This window comes from Enterocloster bolteae, assembly GCF_002234575.2.
GTDB lineage: Bacteria > Bacillota > Clostridia > Lachnospirales > Lachnospiraceae > Enterocloster > Enterocloster bolteae.
Map to the genome: position 1 here is coordinate 1,208,677 of NZ_CP022464.2, position 20,151 is coordinate 1,228,827.

The 20,151-nt window shown below is 47.9% G+C and carries 18 protein-coding genes; 13 read left to right on the forward strand and 5 right to left on the reverse strand.

The genetic code is table 11. The annotated features are described in order from the left end of the window. Positions 1-17 precede the first annotated feature (17 nt). From CGC65_RS05605 to CGC65_RS05615, 3 genes are read left to right on the forward strand one after another with little or no spacing between them, the layout of a single operon-like run. Complete coding sequence (locus tag CGC65_RS05605) at positions 18-857, forward strand: carbohydrate ABC transporter permease (RefSeq protein ID WP_002567905.1); 840 nt, start codon at positions 18-20, stop codon at positions 855-857. Positions 858-886: 29 nt separating this feature from the next. Further along, positions 887-2,257, forward strand: coding sequence for a mandelate racemase/muconate lactonizing enzyme family protein (locus CGC65_RS05610; protein WP_002567904.1), 1,371 nt, complete (start codon positions 887-889; stop codon positions 2,255-2,257). A 16-nt stretch (positions 2,258-2,273) separates the two neighbouring features. Next, positions 2,274-3,182, forward strand: coding sequence for an RraA family protein (locus tag CGC65_RS05615; protein WP_002567903.1), 909 nt, complete (start codon positions 2,274-2,276; stop codon positions 3,180-3,182). Positions 3,183-3,408: 226 nt separating this feature from the next. Here the strand turns inward: CGC65_RS05615 and CGC65_RS05620 are convergent, their stop codons facing one another. From CGC65_RS05620 to CGC65_RS05635, 4 genes are read right to left on the reverse strand one after another with little or no spacing between them, the layout of a single operon-like run. Further along, positions 3,409-3,972 carry a 2-oxoacid:acceptor oxidoreductase family protein gene (locus tag CGC65_RS05620; RefSeq protein WP_002567902.1) on the reverse strand — a complete coding sequence of 188 codons (564 nt, stop codon included), beginning with the start codon at positions 3,970-3,972 and terminating at the stop codon, positions 3,409-3,411. Between the two features lie 2 nt (positions 3,973-3,974). Continuing rightward, complete coding sequence (locus tag CGC65_RS05625) at positions 3,975-4,727, reverse strand: thiamine pyrophosphate-dependent enzyme (RefSeq protein WP_002567901.1); 753 nt, start codon at positions 4,725-4,727, stop codon at positions 3,975-3,977. Position 4,728: 1 nt separating this feature from the next. Continuing rightward, the gene (locus CGC65_RS05630) at positions 4,729-5,790 is read right to left on the reverse strand and encodes a 3-methyl-2-oxobutanoate dehydrogenase subunit VorB (RefSeq protein ID WP_002567900.1); all 1,062 of its coding nucleotides are present in this window, start codon (positions 5,788-5,790) and stop codon (positions 4,729-4,731) included. Between the two features lie 3 nt (positions 5,791-5,793). After that, positions 5,794-6,012 (reverse strand): 4Fe-4S dicluster domain-containing protein, encoded by a 219-nt coding sequence (locus tag CGC65_RS05635; RefSeq protein WP_002567899.1) that lies wholly within the window; start codon positions 6,010-6,012, stop codon positions 5,794-5,796. Positions 6,013-6,271: 259 nt separating this feature from the next. Between CGC65_RS05635 and CGC65_RS05640 the strand changes: the two genes are divergently transcribed. The 10 genes from CGC65_RS05640 to CGC65_RS05685 all read left to right on the forward strand — a co-directional run bounded on the left by CGC65_RS05640 (position 6,272) and on the right by CGC65_RS05685 (position 18,172). Further along, positions 6,272-7,036, forward strand: coding sequence for an IclR family transcriptional regulator (locus tag CGC65_RS05640; RefSeq protein WP_002567898.1), 765 nt, complete (start codon positions 6,272-6,274; stop codon positions 7,034-7,036). 241 nt (positions 7,037-7,277) lie between these two features. Next, positions 7,278-8,339, forward strand: a complete 1,062-nt coding sequence (buk, locus tag CGC65_RS05645; protein ID WP_002567897.1) for a butyrate kinase — start codon at positions 7,278-7,280, stop codon at positions 8,337-8,339. A 23-nt stretch (positions 8,340-8,362) separates the two neighbouring features. Next, positions 8,363-9,814, forward strand: coding sequence for a Na+/H+ antiporter NhaC (gene nhaC, locus CGC65_RS05650; RefSeq protein ID WP_235622297.1), 1,452 nt, complete (start codon positions 8,363-8,365; stop codon positions 9,812-9,814). Between the two features lie 49 nt (positions 9,815-9,863). Next, positions 9,864-10,769 carry a phosphate acyltransferase gene (locus CGC65_RS05655; RefSeq protein ID WP_002567895.1) on the forward strand — a complete coding sequence of 302 codons (906 nt, stop codon included), beginning with the start codon at positions 9,864-9,866 and terminating at the stop codon, positions 10,767-10,769. A 15-nt stretch (positions 10,770-10,784) separates the two neighbouring features. Then, the gene (locus CGC65_RS05660; RefSeq protein WP_002567894.1) at positions 10,785-12,104 is read left to right on the forward strand and encodes an MFS transporter; all 1,320 of its coding nucleotides are present in this window, start codon (positions 10,785-10,787) and stop codon (positions 12,102-12,104) included. A gap of 100 nt (positions 12,105-12,204) precedes the next feature. Beyond that, a complete protein-coding gene (locus tag CGC65_RS05665; RefSeq protein ID WP_227123748.1) occupies positions 12,205-12,906 on the forward strand; it encodes a TetR/AcrR family transcriptional regulator in 702 nt (233 codons plus the stop codon). Between the two features lie 198 nt (positions 12,907-13,104). After that, on the forward strand, positions 13,105-14,121 hold the full coding sequence (locus tag CGC65_RS05670; RefSeq protein WP_002567892.1) for an NAD-dependent epimerase/dehydratase family protein: 1,017 nt from the start codon (positions 13,105-13,107) through the stop codon (positions 14,119-14,121). A 1-nt stretch (position 14,122) separates the two neighbouring features. After that, positions 14,123-15,190, forward strand: a complete 1,068-nt coding sequence (locus CGC65_RS05675) for a dihydrodipicolinate synthase family protein (protein WP_146111401.1) — start codon at positions 14,123-14,125, stop codon at positions 15,188-15,190. A gap of 23 nt (positions 15,191-15,213) precedes the next feature. After that, a complete protein-coding gene (locus CGC65_RS05680) occupies positions 15,214-16,461 on the forward strand; it encodes an NRAMP family divalent metal transporter (RefSeq protein ID WP_002567890.1) in 1,248 nt (415 codons plus the stop codon). A 205-nt stretch (positions 16,462-16,666) separates the two neighbouring features. Further along, entirely contained in the window at positions 16,667-18,172 is a 1,506-nt protein-coding gene (locus CGC65_RS05685; protein ID WP_002567889.1) for a carboxypeptidase M32, read from the forward strand. Between the two features lie 101 nt (positions 18,173-18,273). Here the strand turns inward: CGC65_RS05685 and CGC65_RS05690 are convergent, their stop codons facing one another. Beyond that, the gene (locus CGC65_RS05690; protein WP_002567888.1) at positions 18,274-20,145 is read right to left on the reverse strand and encodes a KAP family P-loop NTPase fold protein; all 1,872 of its coding nucleotides are present in this window, start codon (positions 20,143-20,145) and stop codon (positions 18,274-18,276) included. Between the last annotated feature and the right edge of the window lie 6 nt (positions 20,146-20,151).

The window sequence follows — 20,151 nt, forward strand, 5'->3', positions numbered from 1 at the left end:
GGAAGGAGATGGACTGGATGGTAATGAAGAAACGCAGCCGGATCATGCGGACCACAGCTACCTACGGGATTTTAATGATTGCGCTTTTATGGACAATCTTTCCCATTTACTGGATGATAAAATCATCCCTTACTGTAAATGAAGAAATGTATGTAGCCAGACCGCCGTTATTTTCAAATGTAATAACCTTTGATCATTATATTGATTTGATTTATAACACCTCTTTTATGCACAATGTCTGGAACAGCTTTGTGATAGCGGCCATTACAACAATCATATGCCTGGCAATCGGTATACTTGGATCGTATGCAATGACACGGCTTAAGTATCCGGGAAGATCTTTTTTCAGGAACAGTATTATAATTTCATACCTTATGCCTACGGCGGTGCTGTTCGTACCCATGTATGTGTTTGTGAGCAGCTTGGGGTTCTATGATAATAAATATTCGCTTTTAATCATATACCCTACATTTGTAGTGCCCTATTGCTGCTATATGCTTATCAGCTATTTTAAGGCGATTCCATATGCGCTGGAGGAGGCGGCGCTTATAGACGGCTGCAACCGTCTGCAGACGCTGTGGTATATCATTATGCCGATTGCCCTTCCCGGAATTGCAGTGGTGGCCACCTTTGCATTTACCATGGCGTGGAATGAATATCTGTATGCCATGATTATGACAACCAGCAATGTGCAGAAAACGGCTACGGTAGCCATATCGGGCTTCAAGTATGCTGATTCCGCCATATGGGGGAGAATCATGAGCGCTTCAGTGGTCTGCTCACTGCCGGTAACGCTGCTTTATATTGTTGCGCAGAGCATGCTCATATCCGGCAAATATGAAGGAAGTGTTAAGTAAAACGCGAGAATAAAAGAGAGGAAACAGGAATGGAAGATAGAGACGATATGCTTATGGATCATGTGAATACCAATTCCAGACCAGGTGACTTAAAGATTACGGACATAAGGGTAGCTGATATTGTAGGGGCTCCCATGCATTGTACCCTGGTAAAGGTTTATACAAACCAGGGACTGGTGGGCTATGGAGAAGTCAGGGACGGCGGGTCCCGCAATTATGTGCTGGCACTTAAAAGCCGTCTTATAGGCGAGAATCCCTGCAATATAGATAAGCTGTTCCGCAGGATTAAACAGTTCGGAGGCCCTGCCAGACAGGGCGGCGGAGTATGCGGCATAGAGCTTGCCCTCTGGGACCTGGCGGGAAAAGCATATGGGGTACCGGTGTATCAGATGCTGGGAGGTAAATTCAGGGACCGCATCAGAATGTACTGCGATACGGATATCGAGGGAAAACATACCGGCAAGGAAATGGGGGAAGCCCTTAAAAAGAGGATGGAGAAGGGATTTACTTTCCTGAAAATGGATTTGGGAATCGATCTTCTGTATGACATTCCGGGGGCGTTGTGCGCGCCGTTAGGCATGGTCGGGGATTTAAACCAGTCGTCCAGGACATATGAGGCCATCAGCCGCAGGCTGACTCCGGAAAAGAGGAGCTTAAGGAACCGGATGTATGACATGCAGAATATTCCCCATCCGTTTACAGGGGTCCAGGTAACGGAATATGGTTATGATATTCTGGAGCAGTATGTAAAGGATGTTAGAAGTGTGATTGGGTATGAGATTCCTCTGGCTATTGACCATTTCGGGCATATAGGCGTGGAATCCTGCATCAGGCTGGCCAGAAGGATCGAGAAGTACAATATCGCATGGATGGAGGACCTGATACCCTGGCAGCTGACAGACCAGTACGTAAGGCTGAGAAATTCCACCACAGTGCCCATTTGTACAGGTGAGGACATATATCTGAAAGAGAATTTCCGTCCTCTTATGGAACGGGGAGGCGTATCAGTCATCCATCCGGATATTCTGACCAGCGGTGGCATACTGGAGAACAAGAAAATCGGGGACATGGCACAGGAATACGGAGTGGCCATGGCAGTACATATGGCGGAAAGCCCCATTGCCTGTATGGCAGCGGTCCACAGTATTGCAGCCACTGAAAACTTCCTGGCTTTGGAGTTCCATTCCGTGGACGTTCCATGGTGGTCCGACCTGGTAACAGGATTGCCAAATCCAATCGTAGACAACGGATATATAACAGTGCCTGACGCGCCGGGGCTTGGGATTGAAAACCTGGAGGATGAAGTGATACGTGAACATCTCCATCCGGATTACCCGGATATGTGGGCAGATACATCCGATTGGGACAATGATTATTCACATGACCGCACCTGGTCATAATGGGAGAGGGGAAAATATGATTTATTATACAAGAGATCAGATTATAGAGTTGACCAGCCGGTGGAAGGGAGAGCGCTTTGAAGACGGAAGGCCCAGGGTACCGGACTATCTTCTGGATAAATTGCGGACCATGACAATTGAGGAGATATGGCTGCCTTTATTTCTTAAGGACTACAAGTTTCAGTTTGAGGGTGAGATGAAGAAGCTGCACGACGGACTGAAACTGGTAGGAAGGGCTGTAACGGCTGTCTTTATGCCCACAAGACCTGATTTAATGGAAGCTGTCAGGACGGAAGGGGATGCCAGAGGGTATCAGGGTACATGCAACCAGTGGGTGGTTGACCACCTGCAGGAAGGGGATGTGGTGGTTGCCGACATGTTTGACAAGGTTTGGAACGGCACATTTGTAGGCGGGAATCTGACCACAGCCATCAATGTCAGGACCAGGACAGGGGGCGCTGTAATATGGGGAGGCGTGCGCGATATCGAGCAGATGCAGAAGATTGACACCCAGGTTTATTACAGGGGAACAGACCCCACCCCCATCAGGGAATGCCTGATGACATCCTATAACGGACCTGCAAAGATTGGCAAGGCAGTGTGTATGCCCGGCGATATTGTCATGGGCACCACCAGCGGTATCCTGTTTATCCCCGCATATCTTGTGGAGGAGCTGGTCAACAGCGCTGAAAAATCACATGCCAAGGATATATTTGGTTTTGCCATGCTGGAACAGGGAACATACAGTGCGGCTGAAATTGACAGCACGGTCTGGCCTGAGGAAATGGTAGACAAAATGATCGATTTTATTGAACATGATTCCTCCTGTGAGAAGTACAGGGGACTGGACTGGTCCTTGGAAATAAATGCGGCCAGAGGAGATCAGGAAGCGGTGGATGAATTGATGAAGGGGTATCTTGTGTAATGGATATCCTGCGTGACAGATACCTTATGTAATGGTGATACGGTATCATGCAGACCTGCCAATAAGCGGGCAGAGGGTTTGCCAATTGCAAAACCCTGCCCCATCAGAAATGGCGGTCTGATGGAACAGGGATTGCAAAGGCCGTATTACATATCACTATTTGTATGAATAGAGGGGCATTCGGGAGGGAAACCGTTGGTATTCCTCCCGGATGCCTCAAAATCATTTATCTTACGCAGGAATCCAAAGCCAGTGTTTCCACCGCGTCATACCCGGCGTTGAATGCCTTTTCATTGGCTTCATTAAAACGGGATTTTCCCTTTTTCTCAAACATATGGATCATGGCTGCGATGGCTGCCTCCTTGGTAAAGTCACCCATGAGCTTTACGATGGCGCCTGTCATGACAATATTGGCGCCTTTGGGATTGTTTAGTTCAGTGGAAATCCTGGTGGCCGGCACACGCACATAGGTCACGTCCTTCCGGGCATCCTCCGGTATCTCCACCAGGTCGCCGATTACCACCACCCCGCCGGGCGCTACCAGGGGGAGGAATTTGTGAAAGGATGGGCTGTTCATGGCCAGAAGCAGGTCAGGCTGTTCCTGGGATGGGTTATAAATGGTATTCTCACAGTATTTCACCGTGCAGTTGGCAGTGCCGCCGCGCATGGCGGAGCCGTAGGAGGGGACCCAGGTCACATTGATGCCCTCTGTGGCCGCAATATCAGAGATGATTAGCCCGGCTGTCAATACACCCTGTCCGCCGGAACCTGCAAATACGATTTCCTTCATGATTAACGCACCTCTCTTTTCTTGAATTCACCTAATGGATAGTAGGGGACCAGTTCGCTTTCAATACGCTCCATGGCCTTTACCGGGGTAAGTCCCCAGTTCACCGGACAGGGGGAGAGCACTTCGATGACAGAGTATCCCTCATGATTCATCTGCGCCTGGAGGCCGTTTTTGATATAACCCTTCAGCTGGTTGATTTTGGAAGGACTGGTCACTGTGCCCCTGGCCGCGTAGGCAGCGCCGGGGAATTCCCTGGCCACCATCTCAGGAAAACGCAGGGGATAACCGGTGACGCTGCAGTCACGTCCATGCACGCTGGTGGAGGTCTTCTGGCCTTCCATGGTGGTAAGGCTCATCTGACCGCCGGTCATGCCGAAGTTGGTGTTGTTCACAACGATAACAGTTATGTTTTCATTGCGGTATGCCGCGTTGAAGGTTTCCGCGATTCCTATGTTGTAGGCGTCGCCGTCGCCCTGGTAGGATACGATGAGGACATCCGGATTGACCCGCTTCATGCCGGTGGCCACTGCGCCTGCCCGTCCATGGGAACAGTGGAGGCGGTCGCATTCCAGGCCTGCACCCAGATTGGAGGAACATCCCACTCCAATGGGGAAGATGATGTTATCACTCTGCTCCAGTTCATCCAGACACTCCATGATGAGGCGGCTTATGATTCCGTGGCCGCATCCCGGGCAGAAGTCCATTGGCTTATCTACCAGAACAGGGACTTTTCTTTCTTTATTGGAAGCTGACATTTTAATATACCTCCTTTTTGCTGCCTGATTTTACTTCAAAATAGTCTTTTTTGATATTGCGGATGGTTGGCGTGCCAAACACATAGGTAAGGGCGTAGGCCGGCACATTGCGCTCCTTTAACGCCTTTTTCGTGTAGAGGGCAGCGTCATCCACCAGCTGGCCCGTAGCATTGGCCTCCACGGTGATGATTCCCTTTACGTTGGGATTGATTTTGTAAAATGCTTTTTCCGGGAACGGCCAGACCGTGATGGGGCGGATGATTCCCACTTTTTCTCCCTGGGCCCTCAGCTCGCGGACAGCGCCAAGGGTGCTGCGGCCCGGAACTCCGTATGACACGAATACATAGTCCGCATCCTCCAGTCCCTCATCTTCCCACCGCTGCTCATTTTCCCTGATAGTGTTATATTTGTCTACCAGCTCCACGGCTTCCTTCATGGAGTCCCGCTCAAAGATACCGATTTTTTTATATGTATAATGGCCGTTTAACGCCCATGGGGTGCGCTCTGCCTCCACGAAATCGGGAAGGGTTACCGGCTCCATCATCTGGCCCAGGGTGGCTTCGCCCATCATGACAGATACCACGCGGTACTTTTCTGCCAGCTCATAAGCCGGGCGCATCAGGTCCACGAATTCCTGGACCGAAGCAGGGGCAAATACCAGACAGCGGTAATCGCCGTGGCCGCCGCCTCTTGTCTCACGGTTGTAATCACACTGGGCGGACAGCAGGGTGCCCAGCCCGTTGCCGTATCTTACCTGGGTTATGACAACCGCGGACAGGCCCTCGTCGGACAGGGTGGATACGCCTTCCTGTTTCAGGGATATGCCTGGGCCGGAGGAAGCGGTCAGGGCCCTGACTCCGGACGCGGCTGCGCCGATTACCATGTTGATGCCTGCCAGCTCGCTTTCCGCCTGCACGAAACTGCCGCCCACTTCCGGGAGACGCCAGGATAAATATTCCATAATCTCGCTGGACGGTGTAATGGGATAACCTGCATAGAATTTAACTCCAGCCCTGACGGCTGCCTCTGCAATGGCTTCATTGCCTTTCATCATCTCTGCCATGAATCATTTAACCTCCCCTTCTATATTTCCTGATACGTGGAATACGCCGTCCGGACATGTGATGTAGCACATTCCGCAGGCAATACACGCCTCGTCGTCCACCTGGACCGGATAGTAACCGTTGGCATTCAGGACATCACATTTGCTGATAGCCTTTCTCGGACAGTGGTGGATGCATAATCCACATTCCTTGCAGCGGTCTTTATTTACCGTGACCTTCATAATTAATCCTCCTGTCAATATTTTGTGTTCTGCTGTATAGAACGTTGTTCCGTTAAATGGAATTATACATCTGCTGCATTTTAATTGTCAAGTAGGAGACTATTTGCTATTTAGACAAAAATAAAAGCCCAAATATATGAATAGTGCACAAACACCGTTTATCCTTGACATCGTTAAAAAAATGGTTTTTAATTATTATCAGATGGTTTGGATACATACAGGATACGGAATGTAACTGGAATATAGGAGGAAACAAAGGATGGCTGATACGATCCAGGCATTGGACCGGGCATTGGAACTGTTAATTTATTTAAATAAGCAGGGCAGGGAAGTGGGTATAACCCAGATTGCTTCTGATATGGGGGTTTACAAGAGTACGGTGTTCCGCACCTTATCCACTCTGGAAGCCAGAGGATTTGTGAGCAGGAACCCGGAGACAGAGAAGTACTGGCTGGGAAGCCAGCTGTTTGTGCTGGGAAAGAGCGTGGAGAATAAAATGGGAATCCAGGAGGTTATACGGCCTTATGCCCGCAGGCTGCACCAGAAATACCATGAGGTGGTGAACGTGTCCATATTAGAGCATAATCCCGGCGATGTATACCACAGTGTCATTATACTGAAGGAGATGAGCGACCAGCAGCTTTTGACCGTGAACCCGCCGGTAGGCTCCCTCAGTGAGTGCCATTGCTCTGCGGTTGGAAAATGCCTTCTGGCCTTTGGTGATAATATAGACTGGGCACCCTATGAGGAACGGGAGCTGACCCGATATACGGTAAACACCATTCTTTCCTATGAGGATTTGAAGGAGGAAATCGACAAGGTGCGGCGCAGGGGTTACGCCATGGACCATGAGGAGCAGGAGATGGGCCTTACCTGCATAGGAGCCCCTATCCTTGACCGCAATAAAAAGGCTGTTGCGGCCATCAGTCTTTCCGGCCCCACCAGCCGTATGAACTCCTCGGATTTAGAGGACAGGATTGAGGCTGTCTGCAATACCGCCAGGGATATATCTGGGAATTTTTAGGGATATTTACGTCTGCCTGCCAGGCGCGGCAGAGGGGAAAAGATAAATTGCACAAAAAATATTTGACAACACATGAAAGCTATGCTATTATGCTGTCTATAACCATTGCTGTATGTGATTTGATACAGGAAGGGGAAAGGAACGGATTGAGTTTCCTTTCTTTTTTATCTCTTTTACAGAACGGTGTTCCGTACAATAGAACAACATTTAAACCACCAGACGGAAAGAGGGGTAATTTTCAATGAAACTATTAATCATCAATCCTGGAGGGACATCCACAAAAATCGCTGTATTTGAGGATGAGGAACAGGTGCTCAAAAAGAACATTATTCACACCCAGGAGGAGTTAAGCGGGTTCAGCCATGTATTTGACCAGTTCGGTTACAGGAAGGGGCTGATCCTTAAAACGCTTGAGGAAGAAGGCGTGGATATACATGAGCTGTCCGGAGTGGCTGGGCGGGGAGGGCTTATGAACCCTATACCGGGCGGTACATACCGGGTGAATGAGAGGATGCTGGAGGATTTGGAACATGCGGTCCACGGAGAGCATCCTTCTAACCTGGGAGCGGCCCTGGCCAGAAGCATCGGAGACCAGATTGGGGTGCCGTCTTTTGTGGTGGACCCTGTTTCGGTGGATGAGCTGATGCCGAAGGCCAGGATATCAGGCATTTCCGACCTGGAGCGTCCCAGCTGGTTTCATGCGCTGAACCATAAAGCTGTGGCCAGATGGGCAGCGGAGCGTATCGGAAAGAAGTATGAGGAGAGCAGTCTGATCATAGCCCATCTGGGTTCCGGAAACTCCGTGGTGGCCCACAAAAACGGCCAGATGATAGATGGAAGCGGAGGCAGGACCAACGGTCCCTTTTCTCCGGAGCGGAGCGGCGGACTTCCTACCTACCCCCTGGTGGAGCTGTGCTATTCCGGAAAATACACCCGTGAAGAGATGGTGGCCAAAATCAGCAGCACCGGCGGCATGTATGACTACCTGGGCACAAAAGATGCCGGTGAGGTGGAACGCCGGATGGGACTTGGGGACGAGACGGCAAAGCTGGTCTATGAAGCGTTTGTGTACATGGTGGCAAAGGAGATATGTTCGTATGCGGCTGTCTTTGAAGGAAAGGTGGACTGCATTGTACTGACAGGAGGCATAGCCCATTCCCGGTATGTGACAGATGAAATCAGGCGTATGGTGGGATTCCTTGCGCCGGTGGAAGTGGTGGCAGGGGAATTCGAAATGACAGCCCTGGCCCTTGGGGCGCTGAGGGTGCTTAAGGGGGAAGAAGAACCCAGGGAATATGAGTGATTTGGCCATATGAGAGGAAGAGGGTGGATTCATTGAGCGAGGACCACAAAGAAAAGAGACAGCCGGGGGCCGTCATGTCCTTCCTGGTGTTTGGGGCAGCCATTGCGGTTTTACTGCTGGGGGTTGTGCTGCTTGATTATGACATACATATTGTGCTGCTTTGCGCCCTGGCCGTGGTGTGCATTGCTTCGGTGCCTTTGGGCTACAGCTTCATGGACCTGGTGGACTGTATGAAGAAATCCCTGGGCCAGGCCCTGGCAGCCATGATCATATTTATATTTATCGGTATCATAATCAGTTCGCTGATATTTTCAGGAACCGTGCCGGCCCTTATTTACTACGGACTGCAATATATTATCCCTGATTATTTCCTTCCCATAGGCCTGCTTTTGTGCAGTCTTACATCCATATCCATCGGCACGTCCTGGGGAACCGTGGGCACCATGGGACTGGCTATGATGGGAATTGGGGCAGGTATGGGGATACCTGCGCCTCTCACCGCGGGCATGGTTATATCAGGGGCATTTTTCGGGGATAAGATGTCTTCCATATCAGACAGCACCAACCTGGCCCCCGCAGCAGCGGGAACCACGCTGTATGCCCATATTGGGGCTATGTGGAAGACTACCTTTCCTTCCTATATCATTACTCTGGCAGTATTTACAGTATTGGGATTATCCTATCACGGAGGGAATTTCAGCATGGATACTGTAAACCTGTTTCTGGATACCATCGGCGGCCGGTTTCACATAAGCCCCCTGGTGCTGATGCCTATGGCGGTGCTTCTGATTCTGAACCTGATGAAATATCCCGCAGTTCCCAGTATGGCCATCGGCACGGTCCTGGCTGTATTGGTGGCAGTGTTCTATCAGGGCTGTCCCATGAGCGAGGTGGTGGCCGGACTCAATTACGGCTATGCGGAATCCACCGGTGTGGAGCTGGTGGATAAGCTGCTGCTGAGGGGCGGAATACAGAGTATGATGTATACATTTTCCCTGTCCTGTATCGCCATATCATTCGGGGGTGTTATGGAGCATGTGGGGTATCTTCCCCAAATCGTGAAGGTTATTATTAAACGGGTCAGGAGCGACAGGATGATGGTGCCGGTGGTCATAGCCAGCACAACCTTCGGCACCCTTACCATGGGGGAGGTATTCCTCTCCATCGTGGTAAACGGCAGTTTATATAAGGAAGCATTCAGGGAAAGGGGACTGCGCCCGGAAATGCTCTCGCGGCTGCTGGAAGAAGGCGGCACATTGACCCAGGTATTTATTCCCTGGTCCACCAGCGGCGTATTTATCCTCTCCACCCTTGGGGTGGGCGTGTCCCAGTACTGGAAATATGCAGTATTGAATTATGTAAACCCTGTTTTATCCATTGTCCTGGCCATGTTCGGCATCTATGTGCTGAAGGTTGGCGCGGAAGAGAAAAAGAGCCTGTGCCATAGATTGATTCACAGCCATAAATTAAGCTGATGATTAGGGCTGGCCAATTAAGATAATATATATTGAGGAGAAATAAACCATGATAAAGAATTTTGCAGAATTACAGGAGCGGGTCAGGTCATCAGAGCCTTTGGTGGTAAGCGTGGCCCAGGCGGCTGACCAGGAAGTGCTTTTATCGGTAAAAGCAGCAGCGGACCAGGGATTTATAAAACCCGTGCTGACAGGAGACCGGGAAAGGATAGAGGAACTCTGCGGCCACATAGGGCTTAAGCCTCTGGAAATCCTTCAGGCCGGCACGGAGGAGGAGGCAGTGGAGCGGGCGGTCAGGGCCGTACACGACGGCAGCGCCCAGGTACTGATGAAGGGGCTTGTCAATACCAGCGTCTATATGAGGGGAATCCTCAACAGGGAATGGGGGCTTCGTACCGGACGGCTGCTGTCCATGATGGCTGTCTACGAGGCGCCGGGCTATCACAAGCTGCTGTTCTGTTCCGACAGCGGCATCAATGTGGCCCCGAACCTGGAGCAGAAGAAGGATATACTTAAGAACCTTCTGTACGCGGTCCGAAATATGGGAATACAGAATCCCAAGGTGGCGGTGCTCACGGCCAACGAGATGGTGGACCCCAAGGTGGTTTCCACCACGGATGCGGCCGGTCTGGTAGAGGCGGTTAAAAACGAAGAGGGATTTCTTCCATGCATCATAGAAGGTCCCATTGCATTTGACGTTGCATTTGACCCAAAGTCAGCGGCCCACAAGAAAATCGACAGCAGGATTACAGGGGATGTGGATCTGGTCATATTCCCCAACATAGAGGCGGGCAATATCATGGGCAAGTCATGGATACATCTCTGCCGCAGCCCATGGGGCGGTATTGTGCTGGGAGCTTCCAACCCCGTTATCCTGGGGTCGCGTTCCGACACAGCAGAAATCAAACTGAATTCCATTGCATTGGCCTGCCTGGCAGCCCAATCAGGTAAATAAACAGGAGGGGTTATTATGTCTAATTCAAAGGTCTCAATCACCGGTAAACAGCTTTTAATCGTATTTTTTATGGGTCTGGCATTTGCGGTTGTGTATGCCACACCTTTTGTACAGTATGTATTTTATGATGATCTTGCAGGCGCCCTTCACGCCACCAATACGCAGCTGGGCTTCCTGATTGCCATTTTCGGAATCGGAAATCTGCTGGCGCCCTTTGGAGGCGCGTTAAGCGATAAATTTAACACAAAAAAGGTCTATCTTCTGGGAATGTTCATCACCTGCGCCCTGAATTTTCTCCTGGCCATGAATATGAGCTACACCTTTGCCATCTTTATCTGGGCGGGCCTGGCTGTTGCGGGATTAATCCTCTATTTTCCGGCACATACAAAGCTGGTGCGTCTGGTGGGGGATGAGGAAAGCCAGGGCACCATATTCGGATTTACGGAGTCAGCCTGCGGCCTGGCAAGCGTTATTATCAATTTTATTGCCCTGGGCCTCTATGCCAAGGTGGCAGTGGGAGCCATGGGAGGCGTGGCAGGATTAAAGGCGGTCATCATAAGCTACGGAGCAGTCGGGCTTATTGCAACCATTGCCCTGGTGTTCCTGCTGCCTGACCCTGAAAAGGCAGGGAAAGGCCAGGACGGAGGGGACAGCGGCCAGGAGACCAAGCTGTCCATGAAGGAATGGGCGGGAGTGTTTAAGGATCCCCGCACATGGTTTGCGGGCATAGCGGTATTTGCCACATATTCCACATACCAGACACTGTCATACTTTACCCCGTATTTCACAAATGTGCTGGGGGCAACTGTGGTGGGATCCGGGGCCATCGCCATCATCAGGACGTATGGAATCCGTATTGTGGGAGCTCCTCTGGGCGGATATATGGGGGACCGCATTCATTCCGTGTCATCGGTCATAGCCACTGTTCTGGCCTGCGGCGCCGTCATCACCCTGATTTTCATGTTCATGCCCGCAGGGGTGCCGTCAGTCCTTCTGACTGTTATGACATTGGTGATTGGTTTTATGGTACATATTGCAAGAGGCGCCATGTTTGCGGTGCCGTCTGAGGTGAAAATACCCAGGCGCTATGCGGCGTCCACTGCCGGCGTTGTCTGCGCCATCGGATTCTGCCCGGATCTGTTCCAGGCAGCCATGTACGGCCATTGGCTGGACACCTGCGGCAACGCCGGATATACAAGGATTTTTATTTACATCATCGCGATTATGGTGGTCGGAGTCATCAATGGCGTGGCTACTGTTGTATATAAGAAGAAATATGTGGCTGCGGGCCTGGTTCCGGTGGAAGGCGGAACTGAGGCTGCTCAGGCGCAGTGAGGGAATTGTTAGAAAGAAAAGAAAGGATGAGCTGCCGAGGGATTGTGGGCGGCTCATTTTTATGTGGGGGATGGGAAGCGGGGGAGGTTGCGTAATATGTTTGAATCAATGTATTGACATTGCTGCCATTCTTTTATATAATATAACCAACCAGTTAGTTTTTGAGAAAGAGGAATTCATGACGAAACAAGAGATAAAATCCACCCAGACAAAGCAGGCCATATTAAAGGCAGCAGAAGAGGAATTTTCCGAAAAGGGAATATATGGAGCGCGGGTAGACGAGATTGCTGCCAAGGCAAAGATTAATAAAGGTATGATTTACCAGTATTTTGGAAATAAAGAGGAACTGTATAAAACAGTTCTTAAAAATGTTTACGACAGGTTGGGAGACAGTGAAGATTTGGTCATATGTAATCAGAAGAACTGTATATCTGAGATAACGGATCTGGTGAGGACTTATTTTTATTTCCTTCGCGATAATCCTTCCTATGTCAGGATGGTCATGTGGGAAAACCTGAATTACGGATATTATTTCCAGGAAAAGGAGCTGGGGGATGTAAAAAACCCCATCCGATTGGAATTGGGAAAGATAATGGAGGAAGGGAAAAAAGCAGGGGAAATTTCGGAACAGGTATGTGAAGAAGATATATTCCAGACATTGATTGCATGCAGCTTTAACTATTTTTCCAACCGCTGGACCTTAAAACAGATTTTAAAAAAAGATTTGGATAAGAATGATGAGATTGAAAGACGAATCAAGCAGGTAACCAAGATGGTTGTTTCTTATATAAAAAAAGACTGAGCCGGTTTCGGCTTATGTTTTTATATAAAAACTAACTAACTAGTTATATATAAAAGGAGGGGGCGAAAAAATGCAAACTAAGGTTTGAAGGGGTATGGCATAGCACCTGTATTAAATATAAGCAAAATACAGGCAAAAGGATGCTGTCATTGTGACAGAAGCGGGTATAGGAATATCCGGATGGAAAGGAGCAAGCATATGTGGACAGAGAAAAAGCTGAATGATGTATTGACAGAACCAACACTGGCAATGGTGGAGGATATGAAACGGATTGATGGCGATATTTTGGTTTTGGGAGCTGGCGGGAAAATGGGACACACAATCTGCGTTTTGGCCAGCAAGGCCATGGAGAGGGCAGGCATTCATAAGAAGGTGATCGCCGTATCACGTTTCCATGATCCTGAGGTAAGAAAATATCTGGAAGAAAATCATGTGGAAATGATCCAGGCGGATTTACAGGATTTGAAACAATTAGAAAATCTTCCGGAAGTCCCGAATGTTATTTACATGGCAGGGAGAAAATTCGGTACGGACGGACAGGAATGGATGACCTGGGGAGTTAATTCCGTATTGCCTGCATTTGTAGGGGAGAAATATAAAAAATCAAGGATTGTGGTATTTTCATCCGGCAATATTTATCCTATGGTGCCATTGGCATCCGGCGGATGTACGGAAAAGGATAAGGTGGCTCCGGTGGGGGAATATGCCCAGAGCTGTCTTGCAAGAGAGCGTACTTTTGAATATTACTCCAGCCGTTACGGTACCAAGGTATTTATGTACAGATTAAATTTTGCGGTGGATTTAAGATATGGGGTACTGGCTGATATTGCTGATAAGATTATGAACCAAACTCCCATTTCTGTAACTACCCCTTGCTTTAATTGCATCTGGCAGGGTAGTGCTGCTGAGATTGGGGTGAGAGGCCTTCTTCATGCATCCAATCCCCCAAAGATAATGAATGTCACGGGTCCAGAGGTGATTTCTGTAAGAAAAGCGGCTGAGAAAATAGGTGGATTTTTGGACAGGGAACCAATATTTGAGGGGGAAGAAGGCAATGACGCTTATCTGAACAACGCATCGCAGGCAATGGAACAATTCGGATATCCTGCTGTTCCGGCAGACACGTTGATACGCTGGCAGGCAGAATGGGTGGCGGATGGAGGCAGAAACCTTGGACTGCCCACGCATTTTGAGGAGAGAGGGGGGCGCTATTAAATTGAACAGACATGAAGAAGCATTAAAGATTCTTTCAAAAGGAACATTCATACCAGCCACGCCTCTGGCCTTGAAGGAGGACCGCAGCATGGATGAAAAAACCCAGAAGATTCTGATTCGGTATTATCTGGACGCAGGAGTGGGCGGCATCGCAACAGCAGTGCACAGCACCCAGTTTGCAATCAGAAATCCGGAGCACCGGTTCCTGGAGCGTATTCTCCAGCTTGTCTCAGAGGAAATAGGACGTTTTGAAGAGAAGCATAAAAAGACCATTGTAAAAATAAGCGGGGTATGCGGTGAGACAGACCAGGCTGTGAGCGAGGCTGTTCTGGCAAAAAGGATGGGTTACGATGCAGTACTCTTAAGCCCTGGCGGCTTAGGGCATTTGACAGAGGAGGAACTTCTGGAACGCACAAAGGCTGTGGCTGAAATCATGCCCGTCATTGGTTTTTATCTTCAAACAGCAGTGGGGGGCAGGCGGTTTACATACAGGTATTGGGAAAACATTTGCAGGATTCCCAATGTAGTAGCCATAAAGTGTGCTTCCTTTAACCGGTATTCTACGGTTGATGTGATGCGCGCCGTTGCTTTCTCAGGACGGGAAGAGAAAATCGCGCTTTACACCGGTAATGACGATAATCTGCTTGTGGACCTCTTAACGCCCTACCGCTTTACCGTGGATGGAGTTGAACGGAACATTGGTTTTAGGGGAGGATTGCTGGGACACTGGTGCGTATGGACGAAAAAAGCAGTTGAGCTGTTTGAAAAGGTTAAGCATATACAGGGACAGGACTGCATCCCCGCAGATTTATTAACGCAGGCAGCGGAGCTAACGGATATTAACGGAGCATTTTTTGATGCGGCTCATGAGTTTGGAGGATGTATCCCCGGACTCCATGAGATACTTAGGAGACAAGGGATCTTTAAAAACACATTGTGTCTGGATCCAAAGGAGACCATATCTCAGGAACAGATAGAGGAAATCAACCGGATATACAGGATGTACCCCCAATGGAATGATGATATATTTGTTGCAGGCAATTTGGATAGATGGGGCCTTGATATATAAGCAGGCAGAAGGGAGAATATGGTATGGGGAACAGAGATAAGAAAACGGACCGAGAAGGGGGCTGGCTGAGGCAGCTGATATCATCCCTGGGTCCAGGGCTCATCATAGCAGCAACGGTATTTGGCGCGGGAAGCATCATAACAGCATCCAAAGCAGGGGCATCGGCTGGATATTCATATCTGTGGGTATTGGCGCTGGCGGCTGTATTTATGATAACTTTTACAAAGATAGCGGCTAAAATCGGCTGTGTGGGCGAGAAGAGTATGCTGGGACATATTGAGGACAATTATTCAAGAGGCATGGCAGTTTTGTTTGGACTGTGCTGTTCCTTGATTTGTACAGGATTTCAAGCCGGGAATAACATTAACACAGGGGTTGCGTTAAACGCATTGTTTCCGTTTATGGGAATAAAAGTGTGGATTATTGTCAGCTTTTTGATAATCATGGTATTGATTTGGAGATCCAGCAGTTTTTATCAGCTCCTGGAAAAAATAATGACAGTGATGGTACTCATCATGCTTGTTTGCTTTGCCGGTAATATTGTATTCTTTTTTGGCCGGATTCATTACGGTGAATTGGCCTTGGGATTTATCCCGGGCAAGGTAAGCGGATGGCAGATTATCGTGTCAATGTCTGCAACTACCTTCAGTATAGCAGGAGCTGCCTGCCAAAGTTATCTGGTTCAGGGGAAGGGGTGGACCATGGATAATTATGATAAGGCAGGACGGGATTCCACGGCCGGAATTATCATTTTGTCATGTATTACAGCTATCATACTGATAACCGCAGCCACCATCCTGCCAAAAGGAGCGGAGATTACCAGTGTTCTATCCATCGCGGCACTGCTGAAACCTTTACTGGGAGAATTTGCAAACGGGCTCTTTCTGCTTGGATTTTTTGCGGCCGTATTCTCTTCTGTGATAGCAAATGCGGTTATTGGAGGAACGTTCCTTGCAGACTCACTGAAATTAGGAAAAACCATCAATGATTTCTGGGTAAAGATGTTCTCAAGCATCATCATTGCCCTGGGAGCCTGCGTGGGACTGATATTTGGCTCCAATCCCATTCAGCTGACAATCATGGCTCAGGGAGCTACCATTATCGGAGCGCCTCTGGTAACCGTGATGTTGATGCTTTTGAGCAGTAAAGAGAGTGTATTGGGAAAACATAAAAATAGTAAGGTGACCACAGTAATTGGATGGGTAGCGGTTTTATGGGTGGTATTCCTGTCCGTCAACCAGATATTATTGTGGAATGGAATCGCTTTGTAGCAGTCCCGCATGACTTTTCCCATTGAATACCAACCGGAACCGCACTATAATTAAATAGATTCATGACAGGTCAACGGTAATTTTTTTCTGCTGTGAGTAATAATAAAAATACAGGAGAAACTTGTTTAGAGTGCTTTACACCTGTACTGGGCGAACGAGTCAAATGAATCATCCGGAGAATACAAAATGCGAGAGGAGCGAAACAATGAGCAAAGCGTACGGTGAGTTACAGACATATATGGATAAGGCCATGGCCATCAAGACAGCCATGACACTGTTTGAGTGGGATAATGAGACACTGGCCCCCAGGGAAGCGGGAGAGCTTACCTCCAAGGTGATCGGGGTTCTGTCAGGGGAATATTTTCAGGCAGTGACCTGCGATGAGATGAAAAAACTGCTGGAGAAATGCCGGGGTGATAAAAGCCTGACCACGGCAGAGGCTGCCAATGTAAGGGAGCTGCTGGAAGAGAGGGAACAGATCTGCCCCATTCCCCAGGATGAATACCAGGAATTCGCCCGTCTCACAGCCAGGGCTACCAGCGTTTGGGCCAGGGCCAAAAAGGACCAGGATTTTGAAGCGTTTGCCCCAACCCTTGAAAAGGTCATCGGATTCCAGAAAAAGTTTGCGGGTTACAGGGCAAAGGATGGAAAGAAGCTGTACGATGTGATGCTAGATGACTATGAAAAGGGTTTTTCCATGGAGAACCTGGACCGGTTTTTCAGTGTGCTGAAAAAACAGCTGGTGCCGTTTCTCAAAAAGGTGATGGAAGAGGGAAAGATGATTGAGGATTCCTTCCTAAAGGGCGATTACCCGGAGGAAAAGCAGGAGGAGCTGGGGCGGTTCCTGGCGGAATATGTGGGATTTGACTTTGACCGGGGCGTTATGGCGGTCAGCGCCCATCCTTTTACCACCAACCTTCACAACAAGGATGTGCGCATCACCACCCATTACACGGACTGTGTGGACAGTTCCCTGTTTTCTGTGATCCATGAGGCCGGGCATGCCATCTATGAGCTGGGCATAGGGGATGACCTGACGCTCACGCCTGTGGGCCAGGGGGCCAGCATGGGGATGCATGAGTCCCAGTCACGGTTTTTTGAGAATATTATCGGGCGCAGCCGTTCCTTCTGGGTTCCCATATATGACAGGGTGCAGGCCATGTTTCCGGAACAGTTGGGCAAGGTGAACCTGGACCAGTTCGTGGAGGCGGTCAACAAAGTGACTCCGGGCCTAATCCGCACAGAGGCCGATGAACTGAGCTACAGTCTCCATGTGCTGATTCGATATGAGATTGAGAAGATGCTGATAGAGGAAGATTTGGACGTGGAGAAGTTGCCCCGGCTCTGGGCTGACAAATATGAGGAGTATCTGGGCGTGCGTCCAGAGAACCCGGCGGAGGGAGTGCTCCAGGACATCCACTGGTCCCAGGGATCCTTTGGATATTTCCCGTCCTATGCCCTGGGCAGCGCTTTTGGAGCCCAGTTATATTATCATATGAAGGAAATCATGGATTTTGACAGCCTGCTTAAGGATGGCAGGGTGGATGTGATACGGGATTACCTCAGGGAACACATTCATCAGTATGGTAAGTTAAAAGACAGCCGTCAGATACTGAAGGATGTGACCGGGGAGGATTTTAATCCGGAATATTATGTCAGGTATTTGAAGGAGAAGTACTCCAGGTTATACGGGCTGGAGAGCAAGGGCTAAATATAAAGAATATAAACCGGGAATAATCAATATATAAGAAAGCGCTGGTCTATTTAAAATTAGTATTAAATAAATCAGCGCTATTTATTTGTATTAGAGTCCTATGAGTAGCGACACTCAAAAAGATCGCTATCGCCAAAGTATTCCAAAAGTGATTTAATATAATTGCGCATAAGCGGCAGGCTCAGTGAAGCACCTATAAAGGCATTTATATTTCCAATTTCTACAAATTTTCCCTGGCGGAATTTTGAGACGGTTTGTCCTTCCAAACTGGGAGGAAGACTGCCGTCTTTTGCCTTTTTTTTGATGAACTGAACCATTTCCTCAGTATTACCGTCAAAGTTACCATTGGCGATTAATTTGCTGCAATCGTAAAAGCAGTCTACAGTAGTATATAAGTCCCGTATTTGCTGTCTATCTAAAGGGGCGGCATTTTTCGTCAGAATTTTTTCCATGACATACAGATACATTTCAATAGCGGAATCAGCATGTCTCTTTTCGCCGTATATTTCATAGTCCAAGGGAATGCTTCTCTTGGAAACGTCCTTTTTTTGTGAGCCATAAGAAGAAAGCTCTGATAAATTCAATATATTTATAAATATCTCTAATGTGCCTGTGGGAATAGAATTTTTGCTGTCTTTCAGAAGTTTTGTATAGGTTTCCAGTACTCCCCATAATTCATCCCACTCATCGGATATACCGGCTTCCTCTAATTGTTCTTTTAATGAATATAATTCAGGTATATTTTTTGGGGCTTTATATAGGTAAATATCTGCATCTGTATTCGCCAGCTCATCCTGATACTCTGGATTGGTTATATATTCCAAAAGGCAGACTTGTTTACCTTCAACGGTCATAGAAAGATATTTGGCATTTATCAAAACAAATTGGTAAAGTTTTGGATATGAAAGTTGAATTCCCAATACACCTAAAAGTAAAATGTTTTTAAAATCGGGTGTGCTGTTGATGCCCTGCGTACAATTAACCATGCTGTTTAAAGCGTAAACATTAAGGAGCCTTTTTATTGCGCGCGGGTTGTTTGTAGTACATGTTTTCATTAGTTTAAATAAATTATCACTTAATTCAGAATCATTCACAGTGATACCAAATCTCCCCAGCATGTTTGTTACATATTTTTCCACATTATAATAATTAGTGGGCACCATGAAAGGCAATTGTATTATTTTTTCAAAAAAGCTTCGGGCCTTACTTTCCCGGGTCTCTCCAAATTTAGCCTTTACCCCCCTGATTACCACGTCGTAATCAATGGCAAGAACGAAGATACATTTCTTACAATCCAGATAATTTTTTATGATTTCCATTAGTTCAACTGCCCGGCAGGGATCGATCCGGTCCAGATCATCAATGAAAAAGACAATTCTGTCATATTTATTTTGATAACAGCTGTAATCAACAAATGATTCGAACGTATCCTTAAATTTTCGGATGGATTGAGATTCCGTATTCAAATATTTTTGGTAATCCCATTCATTGTCTTTGCTGAGTGTATTTGCAATTATATTTGTGATATTATTAACTCCTGTTTTTTCTTGGAACACTCTGTCCATATAATTGGAAGATATTACCTTTAATAACTTATATATGTCTTTTACCGGGTCCGCTTTATTGAGAGATTGACTGCTGCATACATCCTCTCCTTCAAAAACCTGTTCTATTAAATCTGTAATGAACATTATGTTTAAGCGTGAGGCGGAATCAAACTGGGCGTATTGCCAGGTGTTAAACCATATGGATTTATATTTAAAATTTTTGGTATGGTCAAGCTGCTCCCGTACCATGTTCATGATACTAGTTTTGCCGCTGCCCCATTCTCCCTGGATGGCAATTGTCAATGGGGTTTCACAACTTTTTATAAAGTTGGCAAGTCCGTTTATATAATGCTTGATATCAAATTCATCTTCGTATGCAGGTAAATCCGTAACGGAAATTATCTTTGTATCATTTGCTCTCACCAGCAG